Here is a 19,260-nt window from a genome sequence, read left to right on the forward strand (position 1 = left end):
TATGAAATGGCATGAAGTATCCATCCATACGAAGGAGAGCAATGAAGAGGTGTTCTCCCTGTTCCTCAATTCAATATCGAAAGGCATATCCGTCGAGCATTCCCTGGATATCCTGAAACAGAAGATTGATGACTTCGATGACAAATATCGCCTGGACCCGAAGGATTATCCGGAAAGCGACATCCGGATAATCGTCTATTTCGACGAAACGGCTGATATTGAGGGCAAGCTCAGTGAAATCCATGATTTCATCGAATCGCAGCCGCTTGAAGCAAAGTCCTCAATCACCATGGACACCAAAGAGATCAATGAAGAGGACTGGGAAAACGAATGGAAGAAATATTTCCACAGTTTCCGTGTCTCCGAGCAGTTTGTCATCGTCCCCTCATGGGAACTCGAGGACTACGAATTCCAGGAGGATGACAAGCTGATCAAGCTCGATCCGGGCATGGCATTCGGTACGGGCGACCATCCGACGACCAGCATGTGCCTCAAAATGGTTGAGAATACGGTCAGGCCGGAGCATAAGATCATCGATGTCGGTACCGGCTCGGGCATTCTGACGATCGGCGCACACCTGATGGGGGCAAGGGATCTCAAGGCGACGGATATCGACGAACTGTCCATAAAGGTCGCCCGGGAGAATTTCGAGCTGAACAGTTGTGTGGAGGATGTGGTGCTTGAAACGGGCGACCTCCTCAAGTCTGAATCCGGGACATACGATATCATCATTGCAAACATCCTCGCCCATATCATCGATGACATGATCGACGATGCACATGCCCATCTGAATGGAGGCGGCAGTTTCATCGCATCCGGCATCATTACGGAAGCACGCGATGATATCCTCGCGCATATGAGGAGTGCCGGCTTTTCCATAGAGGAAGTGCTTGAAGAAAATGGATGGGTCAGCATTCTGGCCAGGAAAGCGTGATATGATGCAGCGATACTTTACAGATAAGACACTGACCGTTGGTGAAGTGTTCACAGCATCGTCTGAAGAAACGCATCACATGAAAAATGTGATGCGTTTCAGACCGGAGGACACCTTCCATATAGTGGACGGGGAACAGCGCACCTTCCTGTGCGAGGTCACATCAGTGGATGGGACGGTGGAGTGCCGTCCCGTGGAGGAAGTCGAGGAGTCGCCGGAACTCCCCGTCCGCGTCTCCATCTACTGCCCGCTCCTGAAAGGGGAGAAGTTCGACTGGATGGTCCAGAAGGCCACAGAGCTTGGTGCCCATGAATTCAGCATCTATGATGCGGACAGGAGCATCGTCAAGCTCGATGGAAGGAAGCGCGGGAAGCGGCTCGAAAGATACGGAAAGATCATCAGGGAAGCAAGTGAACAGAGCAGAAGGCAGCACATTCCGGAGATCGCTTTCGTGCCGTCTGTAAAGCAGCTGTCCTTCGATGCATTCGATCATGTGCTGTTCGCTTATGAAGGCAATGCATCGAATCCTGCCGCCAGTCTTCATGAAGCGCTCCAGTCCCTTGGGGAAGGTGACCGCATCGCTTTCATATTCGGTCCTGAGGGCGGCTTCAGCGAAGCGGAGACAGAGGAGCTGTCCAGCCACAATTCCATACGTCTCGGACCCAGGATACTCCGTGCCGAAACCGCCCCCCTATATGCGCTATCGGCCATCAGCGCCAAGCTTGAATAGCCTGCCTCACATTGAAGAAAGAGGCGGGCTATGCTATTATATGGGTCAGATGAACCACAAATCCACTGAAGAAAGATCTGATTTTTATGAGCGAAAAAACAATCGCATTCCATACATTAGGATGTAAAGTGAACCACTATGAAACAGAAGCGATGTGGCAGCTCTTCAAGGGTGAAGGCTACGACCGGGTCGACTTCACGCAGAATGCGGATGTATTTGTCATCAACACTTGTACAGTGACAAATACGGGTGATAAGAAGAGCAGGCAGGTCATCAGACGTGCCATCCGCAACAATCCGGATGCGGTCGTCTGCGTTACGGGCTGCTATGCCCAGACGGCGCCGAAGGATATCCTGAACATTCCCGGCGTCGACATCATCATCGGCACCGAAGACCGCGACAAGCTGATCGACTATGTGAACCAGTATCATGAGGAACGCCAGCCGATCAACGGTGTGAAGAACATCATGAAGAAGCGTACATACGAAGAGATGGACGTGCCTTATTTCACGGACCGCACCCGTGCAACATTGAAGATCCAGGAGGGCTGCAACAATTTCTGCACCTTCTGCATCATTCCGTGGGCGAGGGGCCTCATGCGCTCCCGGGATCCTGAAAAGGTCGTGGAGCAGGCGCAGCAGCTCGTGGACCAGGGCTATAAGGAAATTGTACTGACCGGCATCCATACGGGCGGATATGGCGAGGACCTGAAGGACTACAACCTTGCACAGCTGCTCCGTGACCTGGAGGAGGTCGATGGCCTGAACCGCCTGCGCATCTCCAGTATCGAAGCCAGTCAGCTGACGGATGAAGTGATCGATGTCATCAATGATTCCAATAAGATCGTCCGCCACCTCCACATACCGATCCAGTCCGGCAGCGACACCGTACTCAAGCGCATGCGGAGAAAATATACGATGGAATTCTTCGAATCCCGCATCATCAAGCTGAAGGAAATTATGCCGAACGTCGCCATCACAAGCGATGTCATCGTTGGTTTCCCGGGCGAGACGGAAGAGGAGTTCATGGAAACGTACGACTTCATCAGGAAACACCATTTCTCGGAGCTTCATGTCTTCCCATATTCCATCAGGACGGGTACACCGGCAGCACGGATGACCGACCAGGTCGAGGAGGGAACGAAGAATGAGCGGGTCCATCGTCTGATCGAACTGTCGAATGAGCTTGCAACTTCATATGCAGAACAGTTCAAGGACGACGTGCTCGAAATTATCCCAGAGGAGGAGAAGGACGGCAAACTCATCGGCCACTCCGACAACTATCTCAAGGTGGAGGTCGAAGGGGATCCTTCACTGACCGGGGAACTTGTCAAAGTGAAGATCACCGAACCGGGCTATCCGGTGAGCAAGGGCGAGGTCGTCAAGGTGCTTGAGAAGCCGATGGTCAAGGCCTACGCCTATCTCGAACGCACAATCTGATGTACGAATGGTAGAACTAGTATATAATGGAACAGGACCAAGCAACTGATCCCAACAATTAATGGAGTGATACTATGGAACTATCGAAATATATCGATCACACACTGCTTAAACCGGCAGCGACCCAGGACCAGATCTTCGAGCTGTGCCAGGAAGCGATGGAATACAATTTCTGCAGCGTGTGCATCAACCCGACATGGGTTTCAACGTGCAAGGATCTGCTTAAGGACAGCGATGTCAAAGTATGTACCGTCATCGGCTTCCCGCTTGGAGCGACGACATCCGAGGTCAAGGCCTTTGAAACGATGAATGCCATCCAGAATGGTGCGGACGAAGTCGATATGGTCATCAATATCGGTGCATTGAAATCCGGCAATGAAGACCTTGTCTACAATGACATCAAAGCTGTATGCGATGCGGCCGGACAGGAAGTGATCGTCAAAGTCATCATCGAGACAGCACTGCTCGACAGCGACGAAATCGTCAAGGCATGTGAATTGAGCAAAAAATGCGGTGCCGACTTCGTCAAGACTTCCACCGGTTTCAATGGTGAAGGTGCCAAAGCGGAGGATGTTGCACTGATGCGCATGACAGTTGGAGAGGACATGGGCGTCAAGGCGAGCGGCGGCGTACGTTCATTCGAAGATGCCAGCGTCATGATTGAAAGCGGTGCGACAAGAATCGGTGCATCAAGCGGGAAAGAGATCGTCAGCGGCGGTACAAGTGAGAGCAGTTATTGAATTAGCAGTTGACCCGCTTTTTACAATATATTATAATGTGTGAGTACATAGTAATACTATGTAAAAGTAAGGTTTTTGTTATCCGGAGGGAGGGAAGACGATGTCTAAAACAGTAGTTAAAAAGAACGAACCTATTGAAGACGCGCTGCGTCGTTTCAAACGCACAGTTTCTAAAAGCGGTACGATCCAGGAAGCTCGTAAGAGAGAATTCTACGAAAAGCCTAGCGTAAAGCGTAAGAAGAAATCTGAAGCTGCCCGTAAGCGTAAATTCAAATAGTTCGACTCCCTCTGATAATCACGATATAGAGACAGCACCCTGTGCTGTCTTTTTTTTTGCAATCAATTTAATAATATAGCGGTTTCATGTATAATGAAATTAATGGAGGGGATTATAATGGCTCTAATTCAGGCATTTTTGATAGGGAATATTCTGACTGCCTTCAGAGATGTTGTTACGATGCCATTGGTTGCCTTTATTTTATTAGCGATATTCTTCCTGGGGCTGATCTATCAGCTCTTTTCCGAAAGCATCAGTATTATCGGCATACTTTCAATACTCTCCATCATCGTCTACTATGCAGGACATCTTCTCATCGGTGAATATAATGGAATCGTACTTGTCCTTTTCATCATCGGTACCCTCTTCATAGTCGTGGGGCTTTTCATGACTGGGAGCTTCCTTGCCCTGATAGGTGGAATCATTATAATAGTAAGTATGATCCTGGTGAGTGGCAGTGTGCTTCTGTTCGGCTTTTACATTCTCGGCATCATTTTTTTAGCTATAATCGAGTGGGTGATATTTGTGAAAAAGAAAAAGAGTAAGCTGCCTTTCCTTAATCGTCTGATTCTGAGGGATGCGACAGATGCAGAATCGGGCTATACATCATTCGATGACAGATCCTATCTGCTCGGCAAGACGGCAAAGACCGTTACACCGCTCCGACCTTCCGGTACGATAAGGTATGAGGAGCAGCGGATTGATGCTGTGGCGGAAGGTGGCTATATTGCCGGGGATGTTGAAGTTAAAGTAATACATGTTGAAGGAACCCGTGTTGTAGTCCGTCCAATGGAAGAATAATTTAAAAGGAGCGTTTTACATGAATCTAATGTTTATCACCGGGTCAAGTCTGATGATAATATTCCTTATTGTCATCGCATTCATCGTCATTTCCTTCCTCCTTTCCTTTGTACCGATCGGCCTGTGGATTTCAGCCATTGCCGCCGGTGTAAATGTCGGGATCTTTTCCCTCGTCGGGATGAGATTGAGAAGGGTCAAGCCAAAACGTGTAATCGAACCAATGATCAAGGCACATAAGGCCGGTCTCAAGGTCACAACAAACCAGCTCGAGTCCCACTTCCTTGCAGGCGGTAACGTGGACCGGGTCGTTGATGCACTGATTGCGGCACAGCGTGCAGACATAAATTTGACTTTCGAAAGATGTGCGGCAATCGACCTTGCCGGTCGTGACGTCCTTGAAGCCGTACAGATGAGCGTCAATCCGAAAGTCATCGAGACGCCTTTCATTGCCGGTGTGGCGATGGATGGTATCGAAGTGAAGGCGAAAGCACGGATTACAGTGCGCGCCAACATTGAACGTCTCGTCGGTGGTGCCGGTGAAGATACGATTGTAGCCCGTGTTGGTGAAGGTATCGTATCCACGATTGGTTCTTCCAACAAACATACTGCAGTGCTCGAAAATCCGGACAGCATTTCACAGACCGTACTTTCAAAGGGTCTGGATTCCGGTACAGCATTTGAAATCCTGTCCATCGATATCGCGGATGTGGATATCGGTAAGAACATCGGTGCCGATCTTCAGACTGAACAGGCCGTGGCGGATAAGAATATTGCACAGGCAAAAGCCGAAGAACGTCGTGCAATGGCCGTAGCCCAAGAGCAGGAAATGAAAGCCCGTGTCCAAGAGATGAGGGCGAAAGTTGTAGAAGCCGAATCCGAAGTGCCTCTTGCATTTGCCCAGGCACTCAAAAGTGGAAATATCGGCGTAAGCGATTACTACAACCTTAAAAACGTCGAAGCGGATACAAACATGAGGGATTCGATCAATAAGATGACCGATCCGACACGTGATACTCAAGACGATGAATAGGCTGTGATAATATGGAAATACTCCCTCTGCTTATCTTCATAGGTGGCATCATCTACACGGCGATTGCCAGCCAGAAGAATAAAGGCAAGAATGAAGAGCGGGATATTGACCCGAGTAAGATGGACCGGCCGACCGGTTCAGCTGCTCCCAGAAGAAGGCAACCAAACTCTGCCAATCAGCCAAAAGGACTTTTTGATGATATGGTCGGAGAGATAGAACGTCGTTTTTCCGGTGAAACAGAGCAGACTCCGAAAAGTTCGAGACAGTCTGCACAGGAAAGTAGCTCATCAAGGCCTGCTTACCAACGTGCAGAACGCCAGTCGAACCAGCGTCCGATGGCCGAACGGTCATTTGGACGGAGTCTTGAAGAGAAGGCCAAAGAAACGAATGTCGGCAAAAAGGTGGCGGATCCCTATAGGCAGAAATCGAGAGACTCATCACAAGGTCACGATTGGGCCGACAGGGCACGTGAAGAAGTGAAGGCCCGCCGACAGCCGGAGCGGGGCCGCAGGGATGAAATTGAAGCAGGCGCGGTGGGGGAACGTCCCCACAGGCGACAGAAGCCCGAGGAACCGAACCAGAAGCCGAAAGTGCAAAGGGAAGCCCTTTCCTTCGGTCGCAAGGATATCGTGAATGGTGTCATCTTTTCAGAAATCATCGGAAAGCCAAAATCCAGAAGATAACGTCAGCATAGGCTGGCGTTTCTTTTTTGTCCTTTTATGATTGTTTATGAACGTTTATGATTGACATTGATTATATAATGAGGTATATTCTTATGGAAGAAGGTGATGGAATGCTGACCAACCAAAGATATGAGAAAATAATGGACTACCTGAATGCCAATACGATGGCTTCAGTCAATGAACTTGTAGAAATCACTTCAAGCAGTGCGCCTACGATTCGCAGGGATCTGACGCATCTCGAAGAGAAGGGGATGCTTGAGCGCATCCACGGTGGCGCCACAATCGGGCAAATCGAAAGGGAAGAAGAATATGGTGAAAAATCCGTCAGAAATCTTTCCAAAAAGATCAAAATCGCTCAAAAAGCAGCCAGTCTGATTGAAGATGGAGATATCATCTTCATAGATGCGGGTACGACGACATATGAGATGGTACCCTTCATCTCCCAGCAGAATCTTACCATCGTGACCAATGGCATCACATTGATCGAACAGCTGGTACGCAATGGCCATCAGACCCATGTACTTGGAGGCAGGGTCAAGCCGGTCACCAAAGCCGTCGTTGGGCCTGAAGTGATCGACAAGATCAGCAGACTGTCGTTTGACAAGTGTTTCATCGGCGCAAATGCAGCGGACGCGATACATGGCCTTTCCACTCCTGAAGAGGAGGAGGCCTACATCAAGAGTAGTGCAATCCGCCAGTCCAGGAATGCATATGCACTGGTGGACAGTACAAAATTCAACCGTACGGCTTTCATCAGATTTGCCGATATAGAGGACGCATCAATCATCACCGATGATGTACAGCACACTTTCTTGGAAAAGATAAGATCACGCACTGAAATTTATGGAGGCAAAAAATAATGATCTATACCGTTACATTCAATCCCTCCGTGGATTATATCGTACGCCTGGATGAGCTTGAAATTGGAGGTCTGAACCGAACAGGGGACACTGCCAAATATGCCGGAGGCAAAGGAATCAATGTTTCAAGGATTCTGAGTGCGCTCGAAGTGCCGTCAACCGCACTCGGTTTTGCCGGCGGATTCACTGGAAGTTTCATAGAAGAGACCCTTCAAAGCCAGGGAATCCACCATGACTTCATCAAAGTTTCAGGAGATACACGTATAAATATCAAATTGAAAACCGGTGAAGAGACGGAAATCAACGCCGCAGGACCAATGATCGACACCTCTGATATCGATAGGCTGAAAGACCAGCTTTCATCGCTTACACCCGAAGACCATGTCGTATTCGCAGGGAGTGTTCCATCGGGCCATGACAGCTTGTACGAGACACTGGCGCAGCTCCTCGACAGCAAAGGAATCGAGTTCACCATCGATGCCGAAGGCGACAAGCTGACATCGACACTCAAACACAAGCCATACCTGATCAAGCCGAACCTGTTTGAACTTGAAGGCATCACCGGCAAAAAGCCATCGACCAAAACCGAGATGATCGAGGCGGCAACCGAGCTGCTTGATTTTGGCGCAAAGAACATTCTGCTCACACTTGGCAGCGATGGTGCGCTATTCATCAATTCGGAGCATACGTACTATGTTCCGTCGCCGGAAGGAATATTAAAAAATTCGGTAGGGGCCGGGGACTCCACTGTTGCCGGTTTCATTAGCAGAAAAGGGCACCCCGTTACCGAACAGCTCAAATATGCCATTGCATGCGGCAGCGCCACGGCGTTCAGTGATGATCTCGCCACCCGTGATGCCATAGAAGCATTGCTTGACCAGATAGAAATCCAAACGATAGAAGAGGTGAAATGATGAGAATTACAGAACTTTTGACCAAAGACACCATCAATATGAACGTTCGTGCATCTGAAAAGGAAGCAGTCATCACTGAACTGGTGGAAGGGCTCCATGATGCAGGAAAGATCTCCGAAAAGGATAAGTTCCAGGAAGCCATCCACAGACGGGAATCACAGAGTACGACAGGCGTGGGTGACGGTATCGCAATACCGCACGCACAGACGGCTGAAGTGCTCGAACCCGCCATCATGTTCGGACGCAGCCAGGAAGGCATCGACTACGCTTCCATGGACGGGCAGCCGGCATATCTGTTCTTCATGATTGCCGCGCCTGAAGGCCAGGCAACCACCCATCTGGATGCGCTGGCGAAGCTGTCCACCATACTGATGAATGACGATGCAAAAAACCAGCTGATGAATGCATCTACAAAAGAGGAAGTCATCGATACGATTGATGCATTCGACGACTCCGAGCCGACGGAAGATGCAGTTTCGGAACCATCCGACCGGCCATTCATTCTGGGTGTTACAGCCTGTCCCACAGGGATTGCGCACACCTATATGGCAGCCGATGCACTGAAGAAGAAGGCAGGCGAAATGGGATACGACATCAAAGTCGAAACGAACGGTTCTGCAGGCGTGAAAAATGAACTTACTGATGAAGATATCGCTCGGGCTGCAGGCATCATCGTCGCAGCAGATACGAATGTCCAGATGGGACGCTTTGATGGCAAGAATGTCGTCGAAGCACCTGTGGCAGACGGCATCAAACGCCCTGATGAACTGATCAGCCAGGCTCTCGATACTTCAAGGACACCATACCGTGCAGAACAGTCCAAAAAACAGATGGAAGGAGAGAAGGGTGCCAAAGGCAAGCCTTCCATCTACAAGCATCTGATGAACGGGGTCTCCAACATGTTGCCGTTCGTTGTTGCCGGAGGTATACTGATTGCAATCAGCTTCATGTTCGGCATCCACTCCGCCGATCCGGATCACGCACAGTATAATCCACTTGCAGAGATGATCAACTTCATCGGCAACAATGCCTTCCAGCTGATGATTCCAATCCTCGCCGGCTTCATCGCAATGAGCATCGCGGACAGACCTGGGCTTGCTCCCGGTATGATCGGTGGACTCATGGCATCGACGATGGGCTCCGGTTTCCTTGGCGGCCTGATTGCAGGCTTCCTCGCAGGTTACCTCATGGTAGGAATCAAGAAGCTGCTTGAAGGTCTGCCACAAGTGCTCGATGGATTGAAACCAGTATTGCTCTATCCGCTGATTGGCGTATTCCTAACAGGTATCATCATGTACTATATCGTCGATCCCCCGGCTACAGCACTCAACGACTGGATGAATACGACGCTCAGCAATATGAGCGGCAGCAACATCATCCTTCTCGGGGCGATCGTTGGCGGCATGATGGCCATCGATATGGGTGGCCCAATCAACAAGGCGGCCTACGCCTTCGGCATCGCAGCACTGTCTGCGAACAATCCTGAACCGATCACCGCAGCAATGATCGGCGGCATGGTTCCGCCACTCGCTATTGCAGTCGCAACAATGGTATTCAGAAACAGGTTCACACAGGTGGAAAGATCTTCCGGTCCAACCAACCTGATCATGGGTGCGTCCTTCATCACTGAAGGTGCCATTCCTTTCGCAGCCGCCGACCCGCTTCGGGTCATCCCGTCCATGGTCATCGGCTCCGCAACAGCAGGCGCCCTTGCCATGGCATTCGCAACAACGATCAATGCACCGCATGGCGGGCTGTTCGTTGCACTGACGATTGGAGAAGGCAGACTCATGTTCCTGCTCTCACTTCTCATAGGTACACTCATTAGTGCAGTACTGCTTGGACTGTTGAAAAAGCCGATTAGACAATAAAACAAAGAAGTCCCACATGAAATTGATTTCATGTGGGACTTCTTTGTTAATTAAATATCCTATCATCTTCCAGTGGTAAACAGTCTGACGATGAAGCCCAGAAGCGCTACAACAGTAACTGCACCGAGGCCTGCAAGTGCAATAATCTGCAACACACTCGCTGTATTGTTGACTGCGATATTATAGGCTCCACTAATTAAGACGATAAGTGCTACAGCAACCAATAAATAGAGTATTGTGCTGTTATTTCTCATATTAAAACTCCTTATAGGAATAGACATCGTTGCTCCTGATAGTCATTCCACTCTAACATACGGCACCTTTTCCTGAAAAATTCATATGCCATGTTCATTCAAATGATTTTTATTTTCGTCTGATGAGCATTGATTTTGTTTATTTATACCCTGCCGGGGTATAATTTAGATGAAATGATATATCAGGGAGTGATAGGATGATCCACACCAAAAATGGACAGCATAATCATAATGACCACGAAAAACATCATGGGTCCCATGACAAGGATCACAGCAACCATGGTCATGCGGGGCATGACCACCATGGAGACATGGTGCAGGAGTTCCGAAACAAGTTTTTCATCATATTGATATTCACCATTCCCATCATGCTTCTGTCACCAATGATTCAGAACTTCATGGGAGTGGATTGGCGTTTCACAGGTGATATCTATATTCTGGCTGCATTGTCCACCTTCGTCTACTTCTATGGCGGCTGGCCATTCATCAAGGGTGCTGTCGATGAACTGAAGGATAGGGAGCCCGGAATGATGACCCTGATCGCCATGGCCATATCCATCGCCTTCTTCTACAGCATTGCCGTCGTATTTGGCTTTGATGGGGAACAGATCTTCTGGGAACTGGCGACACTGGTACTCATCATGCTTCTCGGCCACTGGATCGAGATGCGTTCCATCAACAATGCATCCAAAGCACTGGAGTCTCTGGCCTCCCTGATGCCGGATACGGCAAACCGTATTTCCGAGGATGGGTCTACAGAAGAGGTGCAGGTGGATGAAATCAAAGCAGGGGACCATGTGATGGTAAAACCTGGAGAAAAAATGCCTCTGGATGGAAAAATCATCAAAGGGAAATCCCAAGTCGATGAATCGATGCTGACCGGCGAGTCTGTTCCGGTAGTCAAATCCGCAGGCGATGAAGTGATCGGTGGATCGATCAACAGGGAAGGTTCCCTTACTGTAGAAATAGAGAAGCTTATGGACGAGTCCTACTTGAATCAGGTCATCGAAATGGTGAAGGAATCCCAGAAGACCAAATCCAGGACGCAGGATATCACCAATCAGGCAGCCAAGTGGCTGTTCTATATCGCATTGGCTGCAGGCATCATCACTTTCATCGTCTGGCTGGCCATGGGTTCGACTGTGGATACGGCCATTCAGAGGATGGTGACAGTCATGGTCATCACCTGCCCCCATGCTCTTGGACTGGCGGCGCCACTCGTCATTTCGGTTTCCACCGCCCTGTCTGCCAAATATGGGCTACTGATACGCAAGCGTCCACAGTTCGAGCGGGCACGCAATATAGACGCTGTGATATTCGATAAGACAGGCACTTTGACTGAAGGGACATTCGGTGTCACAGATATCGAGTCCTTCAGCGATATGGATGAAAATACAATTCTGACCCATGCAGCAACAGTTGAGAATGATTCGGAGCACCCGATTGCTACAGGCATACTGGATGAAGCTTCTGAAAGAAATCTGGAGCTCCATGAACTGTCCGATTTCAATTCCATTACAGGTGTCGGAATAGAAGGGACGATTGATGGCAGAAATGTCAAAGTTGTCAGCCCCGGCTACGTCGCTCAACAAAATATCGACTTTGATGATGCACGTTTCAATGAGTGGTCCGGACAGGGCAAGACCGTTGTGTTCCTCATGATCGACGAAGAGTTGTCGGGTGCGGTCGCACTTGCAGACAAAATCAAGGAAAGTGCAAAAGAGACGGTGGCTGAGCTGCACAAACGCAATATCAGAGCCATCATGCTGACCGGCGATAACCGAAAAGTAGCCGATTATGTTGCCGAACAGATCGGAATTGACGAAGTATATGCTGAAGTCCTGCCCAATCAAAAGGCAGAAAAAGTGGCAGAGATTCAGGAACGGGGTCTCGTTGTAGCGATGACCGGGGACGGAATCAATGACGCTCCCGCATTGACCAGGGCGGACGTCGGCATTGCTGTCGGGGCAGGTACAGACATTGCCATGGATAGTGCAGACATCGTCCTCGTAGACAGCAACCCAAAGGATATACTTGCGATATTCAGCCTATCGAAGCGGACATACAACAAACTGGTCCAGAATCTGATCTGGGCTACCGGCTACAATATCTTCGCAATTCCCTTGGCAGCAGGCGTACTCGCCCCCTGGGGCATCATCCTCAGTCCCGCGGTAGGTGCAATACTGATGAGCCTAAGTACCATCATAGTCGCCATCAATGCACAGCTGCTGCACCGTTTCGAAGTCGAATAATGCTTGGAAAGGAGAGCTTACGGGCTCTTCTTTTTTGTGTGGAATGAGAATCGGGAGCCATGTAATTGACGCCTATGCCACTATGACACTATTATAAAAGTGAAGGGACTTTTGGAGTTGATAAGGGCCAAACCAGGTGGAAAGAGGGATAGGCATGATCCGATTTGACAATGACTATACAGAAGGTGCACACCCGAGAATTATTGAAAAGCTTGTAGATACGAATGAAGAGCAGCTTCCGGGGTATGGCAGGGACCACTACTCGGATGAGGCGAAGGCGCTGATCAGCAGCATATGCGATCATGATGTTGATGTCCATTTCATGGTCGGCGGTACACAGGCGAACCTGACCATCATTTCATCAGCGCTCCGAACGCATCAGGGCGTCATCGCTCCCGATTCCGGACATATCGCCGCCGATGAGACCGGAGCGATAGAGGCGACAGGGCACAAGGTGCTGGAGCTTGAAAATGAAAATGGGAAGATCAGTGCAGAACAGGTTGAGGATTTTGTGGAAGGACATTGGAACAGTCCCGTCCGGGAACATATGTCCCAGCCGAAGATGGTCTGCATCTCCCAGCCGACTGAATCCGGCACATTATATTCAAAGCAGGAACTGGAGAGGATCCGAAAGGTCTGCGATGATTATAATCTCTACCTCATGGTTGATGGGGCCAGGCTCGGATACGCACTTGCTTCCGAAGAGAACGATACCACTTTGGCGGACGTGGCCAGACTATGTGATGTCTTCTACATCGGCGGTACGAAAGTAGGGGCACTGTTCGGGGAGGCTGTCGTAATATCAAACGGCTCCCTCAAAGAGGATTTCCGTTATATCATCAAGCAGAAAGGCGGGATGCTGGCGAAGGGCAGGCTGCTCGGCATCCAGTTCAAAGTGCTGTTCGAAGACGATCTGTATTTCGACATATCCCGGCACGCCCTGGAAATGGCAAAGCGCCTGCAGGAAGGTTTTGAAAACAAAGGCATAGAGATGCATTATCCATCGCCGACCAATCAGTTATTTCCTGTTTTAACCACATTACAGATTGATAAATTGAGGCAAAAGTATGCTTTCCAACCATGGGAAGACCTGGATGTGGACAGGAAAGTGATCCGCTTCTGTACAAGTTGGTCGACCGACGAAAATGACGTCGAAGCATTGATTGAAGATATAGGGAGGCTATAAATAATGCCCATCCAGTGGATGGGCATTTATTTACATATTTCGTTTACGTTCACTCCCTGTCACCCATTTGCAGCTTAAAGGAAGGATGCAGGGCAGCAATCCCCACTAGTTGGAGTTATGATGGGCTTTCGGGTCTCCTTCTGTCAGTAGAGATCTTCTCTTGCTTTCCTTGTAATTTCCTTCCGTTTTGAATAGATGTTCGTCACAATGGTTTTCAACACTGCGTAGAAAGGAACTGCGAGTATGATGCCCCAAATTCCAGCAATGTTCCCGGCAGCGAGTATTATTGTAATGACCGTCAGGGGATGGACGTTCAGCGCGTTGCCCATGACATTGGGGGTGATCAGGTTCCCTTCAATCTGCTGGGCGACGATCATGATGATGGCCACATACAAAGCCATGATCGGATCCTGCACCAGAGCGACTATCAGGGCTGGAATTACCGCGAGATAGGGGCCTAGAAACGGAATCACATTGGTCCCTACACCGATAAGCGCAAGGAGAAAGGCATAGTCAAGTCCAATGATCAAGTAACCGATCAGCAGCATGGTGCCGACAGACAGGCTGACAAATAGCTGTCCGACGATATAGGCCTTCAAAGTTTCGTCCACATCATGCAAAGTTTTGCGGATCCAGGCACGTCTTTCTCCGGAGAAGAAATGAGCTACAAACGGTGCGAACTTCTGATGGTCGATCAGGATGTAGACCAGGAAAAAAGGAACGAGAATAAGGGTAAGCACTCCAGAGACCAGCCCAGACAGGAAAGATACGATCCATGAGCCGACATTGGAAGCCCAGTCGGAAAATTGTCCGGCTATGCTGTTTGCCTGTTCCTGGACAGAAGCTGGAAGGTGTTCACGCTGACTCAGGAGAGATCTTATATATTCTTCTGTGCTTCTGATGATGCCGGGAGCATTATTCACAAAAGAATTGATCTGACTGGCAACAATTGGTGCAATAAGGATGTAAAACAGCCATATAATTGCTCCCAGCAAAACAAAAATAAGCAGGATGGCCGACCATTTGGGAAATCCCTTTTCCTGCAGGAAATACAACACAGGTCTTGTCAGATAAAAAAGTACTCCACCAATCAGCAAGGGGAGAAAGATGGTCTGTGCGACTACAAAAATTGGAGAAAATATTCCTTGAACTTCCATAAACAAGCGAATAATCAATAATAGGAAAATAATAGCGACAGCTGTCCGAAACCAGACTTTATGTGTCATTCAAACACTCCTTTCTCTTATACTTCATACCCGGATGGCTGCATTATATTTCAGGATGGCTATACTTCGTCCAGATGGATTGCTAAAATCAGGGATGGGTATATAAAATGAAGCATATGAGATAAAGGAGAATCTGAATGAAGGACGCTAAGCAGTTTGATCAATTGCTGAAAAGCCTGGATGGGCAGAAATATGGCGCATACAAACGGTTGAAGGGAACATACCGGTTTGAGCGGTTCAGACTGGCCGTGGACAATATCCAGTCCGATCCCTATGCACCGCCATCCAAAATGCGGATCATCATGGATAAAGCTACAGCTGGTATTCCTGATGAACTGATGGATGCCAAAAATAAAATCATCGCAGTATCCGACTTTTTAACGCGGACGTTTGCAGAGCAGATACAATCCCACAAAAATGCATCGAAGGGGAAGAGCAGCATCCAGATTGACAGATGTGGGCAGGAGATTCTGGAGCGCACTTCCGTCATGGTCGGGCAAAAGGAGCTGGAAGTGCGTTTTGAAGTCGGGATGCCTGCAGCAGGCAGAAAGATTCTGGGCAAGGCGGCTGCACACATCTTCATGGATATACTTCCGGATATAGCCGAAAAGGCCCTGCTGTATCGCAACCTGGACCAGGAGGCACTCAAGAAACAAGTGACCCTCATGGTCGACCAGGTATATGTGCAGAAGGAATTGGCACGCAGGAATCTGGTCGCTTTTGTGGCGAATGATTCTATTCTACCCCGTAAAAGCGGCGTCTCCGACAGGCCGATGGAGGATGCCGTCCCATTTGTGAGCCCTAAAAGGTTTGAAATCGAAATTTCCCTGCCGAGTGGACGAACGGTGACCGGTATGGGTATCCCGGAAGGGATCACCCTGATCGTCGGCGGTGGGTATCATGGAAAGTCGACCTTGCTCCAGGCTCTGGAGCGCGGGGTGTACCATCACATTCCAGGAGATGGACGGGAGATGGTAATCACCCGGCCAGATGCTGCAAAGATACGTGCCGAAGATGGACGCAATATCGAAAAGGTGAACATCAGTACCTTCATCAACAATCTGCCGGCCAAAAAGGACACGAGTGTGTTTTCGACTGAAAATGCCAGTGGGAGCACCTCGCAGGCGGCAAATGTAATGGAGGCTCTGGAATATGAGTCGTCCCTTCTGTTAATCGATGAAGATACTTCCGCTACGAACTTCATGATTCGTGATGCAAGGATGCAGAAGCTGATTGCACCGGATAAGGAACCCATCACACCGTTTTCCAGCAAAGTGAAGCCGCTGTATGATGCTAGGGGTGTCTCTACCATACTGATTGTCGGCGGTTCCGGAGATTATTTTGAAGCGGCCGATCAGGTCTTCATGATGGATGAATACAGGCTGAAGGATGTCACGGAGGCGGCCAAGGAAATTGCAGCTACGGAAGGGTACAGACGGGAGACTGCCTCTGACAGTCAATTCGGCGAAGTGTCTTCCAGAATACCCTTGAAAGCTGGATTCTCCAAATCCGGGAAGGATGGACGGCTGAAACCAAAGGGCAGGACCAGCATCCTGTTTGGCAGGGAGCCGATTGACATGTCCGGGCTGGAGCAGCTCGTCGATGCCAGTCAGACGAACTGCATTGCCATCATGCTGGATTATTTCAGGAATGAAATACTGGATGACAGACGGACGCTGTCCGAAGCCGCCGATCTCATCTATGCACATATCGAAAAGAACGGTTTGGATGCAATCTCACCCTATACCGGCCATCCAGGGAATCTGGCACTGCCCAGAAAACAGGAGTTCTGTGCTGCCATCAACCGTTACCGTGGCTTGAAAATGAAAGGCCGAACAGAAAAATAAGACGATAAAAAACAGCAGCTTCCAAGTGGGAGCTGCTGTTTTGGCTTGTTGGAGCGTTCATTCAAAGTCCGCCTGTTCCAGTGAGATATCGATTGGATCTATCTGTACTGGTTGAACTGGTTGTCGCCTTTTTCCTGTTCGACCTGGTCTTCTGCATCATTGACCTTCCCTTGCGTTTCATCCTGTTTTGACTGGACTTTGGATTTCTCATCCTTGAAATCCTTCTGTTTGGCCTGGGCCTTTTCTTTCATCTGTTCCTTTTGGCTTTTGCCTTCTTCTGCTTTCTGCTCTGCTTCTTTCCTCATCTGTTCCTGCTGATCTTTATTTTCTTCTATCATGGTCATACACTCCTTTGCATTTTGATATAAGTGATATAATTTGTTTTACCTTCTTAGCCCTGCAGTTAAACAATGTAATGTACAGGCATCGACTGGTTTTGACTTGAGTGTCATTTTTCAGCAATCTTTTGATTGCCTTGTGTTTCCTGGGCTCCACTTTCATTTTCCATCTTCTCGTCCTGCCTTTTTTCTTCAATCTCCAATGAACAGCAGTCTTTTTCTTTGGGGATGATTTTTTTGATCAGATCCTTCATGCCCATCTTTTCCACCTCCTTCGTCTGCATTAGAGCAATATATTAAAAATGATTCCTGTACTTACGGCTGCGAACAGTATTACGGAGATGAAGGCCACCAGAAACCGCTTCCTGAAAAGTTTTGACAGGAGAACCACCTCCGGAATGCTTGCGCCGGCACCACCGATAATCAGTGCAATGACGGTTCCAAGGGACATGCCTTTGGATACCAGGGCGTCTGCGATGGGAAGCATCGTTTCAGCACGGATATACATCGGAATGCCCACCACTGAAGCGATGGAGACGGACAGGAGGCCGTCTCCACCCGCATACCCTGTAATGAATGCTTCAGGCACAAATCCATATATGAATGCACCGATGAATACACCGATGAACAAGTACGGTAACATTGGGAAGAGAAATCCCCATGCATCCTCCATCGCCTGTTTTACTTTTGAGTCTTCTTCCATCGGCACCTGTTCTTTTCTTACTTTCATTCCGACCTCCTTATAGGTTTTTGCCAGATCCAGTCTTGAAAAAATGGCGCCTGCAAAAATGCTGAAAATACCAAGAACAACAAAGTAGACGAGTGCGACTTCCCATCCAAGCAGTGCCCATAATGTGAACATCATCACCGGATTCATCAATGGGGAAGCAATCAGAAAACTCATCGAAGGGCCAAAAGATGCCTTCGAGTTCAACAGGCCTGCCAGAATGGGGATGGTGGAGCAGGAACAGAAAGGGGTGGCCGCACCAAAAAGTGTACCGAGCATATAACCTGCTATTTTGTTGGGGTGATTCAGCACCTTCCTTATCTTCTCTTCTGATACTATCTGCTGGAGCAGGCTGACGAAAAAACTGACGATGATGAACAGGGCGATAAGGGTGGTGAATAGAAGGAAAAACGTCCGCAGGAATTCGGTAATGGAATCAGTCATCATCTTGGCTCCTTATCATTATATTTATCAAAAGTATTTGATTTATAAATCAATAAAAATTGATTTATAGTATAAAAAAGATACCATCATAAGATGGTTGAGCAAGTATCTTCTGACAATGTACCCTGCAAATGTGATTCATTGACTCTGTAGTAGTTCCAAGTTCCATGCTTTTCGGTCGAAAGGATATCCGCATCGACAAGCTTCTTCAAATGGTAGGAGATTTTCGACTGTTTCAGATCCAGCATTTCCTCCAGATCACATACACAGAGCTGCTTATTGGTACTTTTGCTGATTTCATTGATTATCTTCAATCGCGTCCTGTCCGCAAGTGCATTGAACATCTGCTCATAGGTTTCCAGGTTTTTTTCATAGGCCGTACCATCCTTGCTGTTCGTCGGTTGCACCATTCCCGCCCTCCTTATTAAATCAATTTTATTTGATATATATATAGTGTATATCTTTCCTTTTGAAAATGCAAGCATATTGAAATTTCCGATTATTGTTTGACATGGGCGTGAATCTTCACTATTATTGGAGTCAATCGAATAGCAACACCACTAGGGGTGCTTTTTGCTGAGACAGCCGTTGGGCTGATCCCTTGGACCTGATCTGGATAATACCAGCGTAGGGAAGTGGGTTGGTCCGGCATATCCTGCCTCCATACTGAACCCGTTTCCTGCGCTGGAAACGGGTTTTTATATTGG

At 48.7% G+C, this 19,260-nt stretch carries 20 protein-coding genes and 1 riboswitch; of the genes, 14 read left to right on the forward strand and 6 right to left on the reverse strand.

The features are described from left to right. Position 1: 1 nt before the first annotated feature. The 11 genes from prmA (at position 2) to RQP18_RS06130 (ending at position 10,279) form a co-directional block, all read left to right on the forward strand. Positions 2-934 (forward strand): 50S ribosomal protein L11 methyltransferase, encoded by a 933-nt coding sequence (prmA, locus tag RQP18_RS06080; protein ID WP_342389261.1) that lies wholly within the window; start codon positions 2-4, stop codon positions 932-934. A gap of 1 nt (position 935) precedes the next feature. Continuing rightward, positions 936-1,664, forward strand: a complete 729-nt coding sequence (locus tag RQP18_RS06085; protein ID WP_373446145.1) for an RsmE family RNA methyltransferase — start codon at positions 936-938, stop codon at positions 1,662-1,664. Between the two features lie 86 nt (positions 1,665-1,750). Next, on the forward strand, positions 1,751-3,103 hold the full coding sequence (gene mtaB / locus RQP18_RS06090; protein ID WP_342389263.1) for a tRNA (N(6)-L-threonylcarbamoyladenosine(37)-C(2))-methylthiotransferase MtaB: 1,353 nt from the start codon (positions 1,751-1,753) through the stop codon (positions 3,101-3,103). Positions 3,104-3,177: 74 nt separating this feature from the next. Continuing rightward, a complete protein-coding gene (gene deoC / locus RQP18_RS06095) occupies positions 3,178-3,843 on the forward strand; it encodes a deoxyribose-phosphate aldolase (protein WP_342389264.1) in 666 nt (221 codons plus the stop codon). Positions 3,844-3,943: 100 nt separating this feature from the next. Further along, the gene (gene rpsU, locus RQP18_RS06100; protein WP_017548804.1) at positions 3,944-4,120 is read left to right on the forward strand and encodes a 30S ribosomal protein S21; all 177 of its coding nucleotides are present in this window, start codon (positions 3,944-3,946) and stop codon (positions 4,118-4,120) included. A gap of 117 nt (positions 4,121-4,237) precedes the next feature. Beyond that, positions 4,238-4,921, forward strand: a complete 684-nt coding sequence (locus RQP18_RS06105; protein WP_342389265.1) for an NfeD family protein — start codon at positions 4,238-4,240, stop codon at positions 4,919-4,921. Positions 4,922-4,973: 52 nt separating this feature from the next. Next, complete coding sequence (gene floA / locus RQP18_RS06110; RefSeq protein ID WP_031549028.1) at positions 4,974-5,951, forward strand: flotillin-like protein FloA; 978 nt, start codon at positions 4,974-4,976, stop codon at positions 5,949-5,951. 11 nt (positions 5,952-5,962) lie between these two features. Beyond that, positions 5,963-6,634, forward strand: a complete 672-nt coding sequence (locus RQP18_RS06115; protein WP_342389266.1) for a hypothetical protein — start codon at positions 5,963-5,965, stop codon at positions 6,632-6,634. A gap of 92 nt (positions 6,635-6,726) precedes the next feature. After that, complete coding sequence (locus RQP18_RS06120; protein WP_342389267.1) at positions 6,727-7,494, forward strand: DeoR/GlpR family DNA-binding transcription regulator; 768 nt, start codon at positions 6,727-6,729, stop codon at positions 7,492-7,494. Continuing rightward, the gene (gene pfkB, locus RQP18_RS06125; protein WP_342389268.1) at positions 7,494-8,408 is read left to right on the forward strand and encodes a 1-phosphofructokinase; all 915 of its coding nucleotides are present in this window, start codon (positions 7,494-7,496) and stop codon (positions 8,406-8,408) included. Before RQP18_RS06120 ends, pfkB begins: the two co-directional genes overlap by 1 nt. Continuing rightward, positions 8,408-10,279 (forward strand): PTS fructose transporter subunit IIABC, encoded by a 1,872-nt coding sequence (locus RQP18_RS06130; protein WP_342389269.1) that lies wholly within the window; start codon positions 8,408-8,410, stop codon positions 10,277-10,279. The genes pfkB and RQP18_RS06130 overlap by 1 nt, the downstream gene beginning before the upstream one ends. 62 nt (positions 10,280-10,341) lie before the next feature. Here the strand turns inward: RQP18_RS06130 and RQP18_RS06135 are convergent, their stop codons facing one another. Then, positions 10,342-10,533 (reverse strand): hypothetical protein, encoded by a 192-nt coding sequence (locus RQP18_RS06135; protein WP_342389271.1) that lies wholly within the window; start codon positions 10,531-10,533, stop codon positions 10,342-10,344. A 197-nt stretch (positions 10,534-10,730) separates the two neighbouring features. Between RQP18_RS06135 and RQP18_RS06140 the strand changes: the two genes are divergently transcribed. Together RQP18_RS06140 and RQP18_RS06145 are read left to right on the forward strand one after the other, a co-directional pair. Then, positions 10,731-12,785, forward strand: a complete 2,055-nt coding sequence (locus RQP18_RS06140) for a copper-translocating P-type ATPase (RefSeq protein ID WP_342389272.1) — start codon at positions 10,731-10,733, stop codon at positions 12,783-12,785. A 154-nt stretch (positions 12,786-12,939) separates the two neighbouring features. Continuing rightward, a complete protein-coding gene (locus RQP18_RS06145; protein ID WP_342389273.1) occupies positions 12,940-13,971 on the forward strand; it encodes a threonine aldolase family protein in 1,032 nt (343 codons plus the stop codon). Between the two features lie 143 nt (positions 13,972-14,114). Here RQP18_RS06145 and RQP18_RS06150 read toward each other — a convergent pair whose 3' ends face one another. Next, positions 14,115-15,197 carry an AI-2E family transporter gene (locus tag RQP18_RS06150; RefSeq protein ID WP_342389274.1) on the reverse strand — a complete coding sequence of 361 codons (1,083 nt, stop codon included), beginning with the start codon at positions 15,195-15,197 and terminating at the stop codon, positions 14,115-14,117. A gap of 137 nt (positions 15,198-15,334) precedes the next feature. Between RQP18_RS06150 and RQP18_RS06155 the strand changes: the two genes are divergently transcribed. After that, on the forward strand, positions 15,335-17,044 hold the full coding sequence (locus RQP18_RS06155) for an ABC-ATPase domain-containing protein (RefSeq protein WP_342389275.1): 1,710 nt from the start codon (positions 15,335-15,337) through the stop codon (positions 17,042-17,044). A 98-nt stretch (positions 17,045-17,142) separates the two neighbouring features. On the opposite strand, the gene RQP18_RS06160 is transcribed toward RQP18_RS06155, so the two are convergent. The 4 genes from RQP18_RS06160 to RQP18_RS06175 all read right to left on the reverse strand — a co-directional run bounded on the left by RQP18_RS06160 (position 17,143) and on the right by RQP18_RS06175 (position 18,963). Beyond that, positions 17,143-17,382, reverse strand: coding sequence for a hypothetical protein (locus RQP18_RS06160; RefSeq protein WP_342389276.1), 240 nt, complete (start codon positions 17,380-17,382; stop codon positions 17,143-17,145). 110 nt (positions 17,383-17,492) lie between these two features. Then, the gene (locus RQP18_RS06165; protein ID WP_373446146.1) at positions 17,493-17,666 is read right to left on the reverse strand and encodes a hypothetical protein; all 174 of its coding nucleotides are present in this window, start codon (positions 17,664-17,666) and stop codon (positions 17,493-17,495) included. After that, the gene (locus RQP18_RS06170) at positions 17,666-18,553 is read right to left on the reverse strand and encodes a permease (RefSeq protein WP_342389278.1); all 888 of its coding nucleotides are present in this window, start codon (positions 18,551-18,553) and stop codon (positions 17,666-17,668) included. Before RQP18_RS06170 ends, RQP18_RS06165 begins: the two co-directional genes overlap by 1 nt. An 86-nt stretch (positions 18,554-18,639) precedes the next feature. Further along, positions 18,640-18,963 carry an ArsR/SmtB family transcription factor gene (locus RQP18_RS06175; RefSeq protein WP_342389279.1) on the reverse strand — a complete coding sequence of 108 codons (324 nt, stop codon included), beginning with the start codon at positions 18,961-18,963 and terminating at the stop codon, positions 18,640-18,642. Between the two features lie 142 nt (positions 18,964-19,105). Beyond that, positions 19,106-19,204: riboswitch (TPP riboswitch) on the forward strand. The last annotated feature ends 56 nt before the right edge of the window (positions 19,205-19,260 follow it).

The sequence above is a fragment of the Salinicoccus sp. Bachu38 genome (assembly GCF_038561955.2).
GTDB classification, from domain to species: domain Bacteria; phylum Bacillota; class Bacilli; order Staphylococcales; family Salinicoccaceae; genus Salinicoccus; species Salinicoccus bachuensis.

Coding starts and splice junctions, on each gene's coding strand:
- prmA (WP_342389261.1), top strand. CDS start 2: ATGAAATGGCATGAAGTATCCATCCATACGAAGGAGAGCAATGAAGAG.
- RQP18_RS06085 (WP_373446145.1), top strand. CDS start 936: ATGATGCAGCGATACTTTACAGATAAGACACTGACCGTTGGTGAAGTG.
- mtaB (WP_342389263.1), top strand. CDS start 1,751: ATGAGCGAAAAAACAATCGCATTCCATACATTAGGATGTAAAGTGAAC.
- deoC (WP_342389264.1), top strand. CDS start 3,178: ATGGAACTATCGAAATATATCGATCACACACTGCTTAAACCGGCAGCG.
- rpsU (WP_017548804.1), top strand. CDS start 3,944: ATGTCTAAAACAGTAGTTAAAAAGAACGAACCTATTGAAGACGCGCTG.
- RQP18_RS06105 (WP_342389265.1), top strand. CDS start 4,238: ATGGCTCTAATTCAGGCATTTTTGATAGGGAATATTCTGACTGCCTTC.
- floA (WP_031549028.1), top strand. CDS start 4,974: ATGATAATATTCCTTATTGTCATCGCATTCATCGTCATTTCCTTCCTC.
- RQP18_RS06115 (WP_342389266.1), top strand. CDS start 5,963: ATGGAAATACTCCCTCTGCTTATCTTCATAGGTGGCATCATCTACACG.
- RQP18_RS06120 (WP_342389267.1), top strand. CDS start 6,727: ATGGAAGAAGGTGATGGAATGCTGACCAACCAAAGATATGAGAAAATA.
- pfkB (WP_342389268.1), top strand. CDS start 7,494: ATGATCTATACCGTTACATTCAATCCCTCCGTGGATTATATCGTACGC.
- RQP18_RS06130 (WP_342389269.1), top strand. CDS start 8,408: ATGAGAATTACAGAACTTTTGACCAAAGACACCATCAATATGAACGTT.
- RQP18_RS06135 (WP_342389271.1), bottom strand. CDS start 10,533: ATGAGAAATAACAGCACAATACTCTATTTATTGGTTGCTGTAGCACTT.
- RQP18_RS06140 (WP_342389272.1), top strand. CDS start 10,731: ATGATCCACACCAAAAATGGACAGCATAATCATAATGACCACGAAAAA.
- RQP18_RS06145 (WP_342389273.1), top strand. CDS start 12,940: ATGATCCGATTTGACAATGACTATACAGAAGGTGCACACCCGAGAATT.
- RQP18_RS06150 (WP_342389274.1), bottom strand. CDS start 15,197: ATGACACATAAAGTCTGGTTTCGGACAGCTGTCGCTATTATTTTCCTA.
- RQP18_RS06155 (WP_342389275.1), top strand. CDS start 15,335: ATGAAGGACGCTAAGCAGTTTGATCAATTGCTGAAAAGCCTGGATGGG.
- RQP18_RS06160 (WP_342389276.1), bottom strand. CDS start 17,382: ATGATAGAAGAAAATAAAGATCAGCAGGAACAGATGAGGAAAGAAGCA.
- RQP18_RS06165 (WP_373446146.1), bottom strand. CDS start 17,666: ATGCAGACGAAGGAGGTGGAAAAGATGGGCATGAAGGATCTGATCAAA.
- RQP18_RS06170 (WP_342389278.1), bottom strand. CDS start 18,553: ATGACTGATTCCATTACCGAATTCCTGCGGACGTTTTTCCTTCTATTC.
- RQP18_RS06175 (WP_342389279.1), bottom strand. CDS start 18,963: ATGGTGCAACCGACGAACAGCAAGGATGGTACGGCCTATGAAAAAAAC.